Source organism: Enterorhabdus sp. P55 (assembly GCF_009911695.1).
Lineage (GTDB): Bacteria > Actinomycetota > Coriobacteriia > Coriobacteriales > Eggerthellaceae > Enterorhabdus.
The window spans coordinates 1-4,006 of sequence record NZ_QWKK01000151.1 but is presented as its reverse complement, the minus strand read 5'-3'; the positions used below and the strand labels follow the sequence as shown (position 1 = coordinate 4,006).

General features: G+C 69.3%; 4 protein-coding genes. 2 read left to right on the top strand and 2 right to left on the bottom strand.

Annotated elements, in window-relative coordinates; translation table 11 throughout:
* Positions 1-84: 84 nt before the first annotated feature.
* The gene (locus D1643_RS10045) at positions 85-771 is read left to right on the top strand and encodes a pentapeptide repeat-containing protein (RefSeq protein ID WP_160710489.1); all 687 of its coding nucleotides are present in this window, start codon (positions 85-87) and stop codon (positions 769-771) included.
* 360 nt (positions 772-1,131) lie between these two features.
* Here the strand turns inward: D1643_RS10045 and D1643_RS10040 are convergent, their stop codons facing one another.
* Positions 1,132-1,950 (bottom strand): hypothetical protein, encoded by an 819-nt coding sequence (locus tag D1643_RS10040; protein ID WP_160710488.1) that lies wholly within the window; start codon positions 1,948-1,950, stop codon positions 1,132-1,134.
* A 558-nt stretch (positions 1,951-2,508) separates the two neighbouring features.
* Here D1643_RS10040 and D1643_RS10035 point away from each other — a divergent pair.
* Positions 2,509-2,973 carry a hypothetical protein gene (locus D1643_RS10035; RefSeq protein WP_160710487.1) on the top strand — a complete coding sequence of 155 codons (465 nt, stop codon included), beginning with the start codon at positions 2,509-2,511 and terminating at the stop codon, positions 2,971-2,973.
* A gap of 624 nt (positions 2,974-3,597) precedes the next feature.
* Here the strand turns inward: D1643_RS10035 and D1643_RS10030 are convergent.
* The gene (locus tag D1643_RS10030; RefSeq protein ID WP_160710486.1) at positions 3,598-3,918 is read right to left on the bottom strand and encodes an ABC transporter permease; all 321 of its coding nucleotides are present in this window, start codon (positions 3,916-3,918) and stop codon (positions 3,598-3,600) included.
* Positions 3,919-4,006: the final 88 nt, after the last annotated feature.

Below are 4,006 nucleotides of genomic sequence, written 5' to 3'. Positions count from 1 at the left end.
GCGGTGCCCGCCATCCCCGCCTCCCGCCCCGCCCCTCTCCTGCCCCACCCGCCTGCCGACCAGCCCCCCCTGTCAGGATGCCTCATGACCCGTCTCACGCACGATCCCTTCGCCACGCCGCCCCTGCGCCCCGCCGCGCCCGCGCCGCTGCGCGATCCGGCACCCCTCGATCCGATGCGCGCCCTCACCTGGGAGCCGGGCGACGAGCCCTGGGAGAACGTCGAGGTCGCGGGGCTCGACGCGAGCGGGCGCCCCTTGGTCGAGCTGGAGGTATCCGGCGCGCGCCTGGCCGACTGCCGCCTAGCCGGCTGCGACCTGACAGGCGCCTCCTTCGCCGATGTGTCCTTCGAGCGCTGCGACCTGTCAAACGCCACGCTCGACCGCGCCAGCTTCGCGCGCTGCTCCTTGCGCGACTGCAAGCTCACCGGCGCCTCGCTCATGGAGGCGAGCCTGGAGAACGTGGCCATGACCGACTGCGCCTGCGGGCTCTGCGGCCTCAACCAGGTGCGGCTGCGGGCCTTCAGCGCGCAGACCTGCGACTTCTCCGGCGCTGACCTGTCCGAGGCCACGCTGCGCCACGTCACCCTTGACGACGTCCGGCTTATCGGCACAAGCTTCTTCCGCACCGCGCTCGCCGGCATCGACCTGACGAGCTGCACGCTCGAGGGCATCGTGCTCTCCGACGCGATGGACGAGGTGGCCGGCGCCAAGCTCGACCTCTACCAGGCCGCCGCCCTCGCCCGCCGCCTCGGCGTCATCATCCAGGAGTAGCGCGGCCGGCGCGCCCGAGCTCTCATGCGGCACGTCCGCTGCTCCCATCCGCGCTCGCGCCTGGCGCGCCGGCGCGCTGTCCCGGCGCATCCCCGTCCTCGCACAAGACGCCCCGACTCGCTTGCCCCTGCGACGCTCCCCCCCCGCGTCCACCCTCTGTGCTAAATGCACGCGCAATCGCGTTTTCTGGCCATTTGCTTCGAAATTCCGAGGAAAACCCCTCCTCTTTTCCTCTACGACTTTTCGTGACCTGGGAAAACGCCCGAAACTCCCTCGTGTACAACCCCCTCTGCCTCGGAATTTCGAAGCAAATGGCCAGAAACGCGGAACAATCTTGCAAACTCTGGCCCGAGGGCTTGGCTAGTAGAGCGTCCTTTGTCGTAGAAGTCGGCGACGCGCCTCGAATCCCTCGCATCGGATGCGAATGCGATACCCGAGCCGCTTCGCGAGCATCAGCGCGAACGAATGGAAGGCGCGCTCATCGTAAAGCTGCGCCCGGGTAAGCGTGATAGCCGTTATGCCCAGGGCGAGAAGGTCTGCCCTACGGCGAGCATCGCGGGCTATGCGCTCAGCGCCGGTGTGGCATAGGTCGCTGTCATACTCCACAGCCACACGCCGGTCAGGCCAGCAGAGGTCGCAGAAGAAGTGCGACTGGGCGACAAGGGCCCGGCGGCTGCCCCGCGGATCGACGCGGTAGTTGAGGACAGGAGCGGGAAAGCCGTACCCGCCATAGCGGTGAGGCATCCCAAGCAACATGGCAACCGCCGTCTCGGCCGGCGAGCGCGACCCGTTCCCCACGAGGGACAGCGCGCCCCGCATGCGCTTGACCCCGTGGGCACCCTGGGACGCCTCGGCATGGCGGCGCAGCTTGCCTATGCTCGTCTGCGGGAGCGTCTCGAAGGCGGCCGAGCCGTCCGCCGCGAAGGAGTACGATCCGCAAAGCTCGTAACCGAGCATCACGAGCTGGGCCACGTCCAGCTCGCACGCCAGCTGGCGCATGCAGCATTCCGGCGAGACGACGAAGACGCCCCTCCCCACGCGGCGCAGAGATCCAGCGGGCAGCTCACGGCAGCCCGCATGGAAGATCACGTCGTCCGTCGAGGCTCGCTTGACCTCAGAGGGAACCAGGAAATGATAAGGAGGCGTCAGGTAGCGAGCCTGGGTAATGGAGTCTCGCACGGCAAAAGCGAAACTCCTGTTTACATTCTCACTCGCCCATGCGCTGCGCAGGCTTCCTCGGAAGGGCTCTGTGGGGCATCCCATCCGGTGGAGCTCAAGCGCAGATCGATGGCTGAGAATGAGGCTCATGGAGAGAGTTTACCATGCGCCCCACAGCAGCCCATACACATACAAACGCGATTTCTGGCCATTTGCTTCGAAATTCCGAGGCAGACGAAGCCATCACCTTGAACCGTCGACGCGTTTGTCCAGGTCGCGACTTTTGCATGATTCTCCAAAGGCCGGGAACGCGCGTTTTTGGAGGGGGCTTCGCTCGGAATTTCGAAGCAAGTGTCCAAAAACGCGCCGACAAGCTGCGCCGCAGTTGTTTTCCCGTGCATGACGGAGACGCCACAGGCTGCCGACGGATGAGGGAGACGCAGGCAGCAGGACGGGACAGGGGCCTATGATCGCGAGCGATCCGAGGATGCGGCGGCCTGCCCGGGCGCGCGACCCCTCGGAGCGCAACGGCAAGCCGTGCCCGACGCATCGCGCGACACGCAAGCGGAAGGAACCGACATGGAAAAAGCAAGCAAGCTCGCCTCCGGGCTCTGCGCTGCGGGGCTCGTCGCCCTGCTGAGTGGCGCCGGCGCCCTCATGCAGGCCCAGCCCGCCCTCGCCGAGTCGCAGGCGCCCCAGACCACGGGGGCGCCCCAAGTGAGCGTCGTGCAGATCGTCGACGAGGAGACGCTGGCCGATGGCCTGCTGGCCCCGCTGGGCCAGGCTGCCCTCACCCTGCACGCCACCGCACCCGACCAGGCCGGTCAGAGCGCCCAGAACCTGGCAGCAGCCGCCACGCCGACGGCCGCCGAGGGCGCCGAGGACGCCACGCGGGTGAACCCCGACACCGAAAGCGCCGACTCGAACGCGCCCATTGAGCGCAACGCCGCCGGGTCGCAGGACGTGACGGCGCAGGATCAGGCGGCGGCGTCGACCCCCACGGCCGCCGAGGGTGTCGAAGAGCCCGTGGAGGCTGCGAAGTAGGAACATGTGAAACGGGAAAGGCCCCGAGCTGCACGGCGGCTCAGGGCCTTTCCATGGGAAGCTGGGCGGCATGCTTCTGGAGGGGCGGGACGCTCCTGGGTCGCATGGGAGGCCGGCCCCCTCGAAGGCCCGGCGGCCGTTGCGCGCAGCGCCTGCCCATGCTGAGGCCCTAGCGCGCGGCGGCCGCCCCCTCGGGACGGCGCCTCGCTCGCCCCGACATCCACTGCCCCCGAGGCGGTGAGCCCAGGTCGCACGATAACGCCAGGCGGCTAGCTGGGAGTCGCGCCGGCGTCGCCCCTCCGGCGCACGACGCCCGCCCATGCTGGGCCGCCCCTCGCTCGGCACCCGCTACGGGGGGGGGCACCCACCCAACGCCCAACACACCCGAGAAGCACCCTCAGCGCCTCGTCCGCCTCGATGCAAGCCGTCCCAGGGGAGACGCCCCCCTGGCCGCAGGATGGTGCCAGACGACGCGCCGGACAGGGCCACGCCGGCGCCATATCCCCCTGACGCGCGGGTTCGCCCATGCTGGGCCGCCCCCCCGACGCGCGCCCAACCGCCAGGCCCGCCCCACCTGGCGGCCCTCCCGACGACGTAGAGGGGCGCTGGGCGGGGCGGCGCCCTCTACGTCGTCGGGAGGGCCGCGGCGGCGTTGCCTCCGGCGGCGGCGCTCTGGACGCGCAGGCGGCCGGCGGCCAGGGCGGCGACGAAGACGACCGCCGCGAACAAGGCCACCAGGCCGATGTCGCCCAGCACGGCACCCAGCGCCTCGGCGGTGGGATCGGTCAGGTAGGCGCAGCGGTCGAGGGCGTCGGTGTACCAGTAGACGGGCGTGAAGCGCGCGAGCGTCGCCACCACCTCGGGCATGAGGCTCAGAGGCACCCACGCCCCGCCCAGAAACGCGAGCACCATGCCGAGGATGTTGCCCACCGCATTGACCACCATCTCGTTCGCGCCTAGCTGTTTAGTGCCAAGACGTTGTTTACATCCGGGTGGTGACAAATAGGGAGGCCTCCGCCAAGCTGTGAGTTGT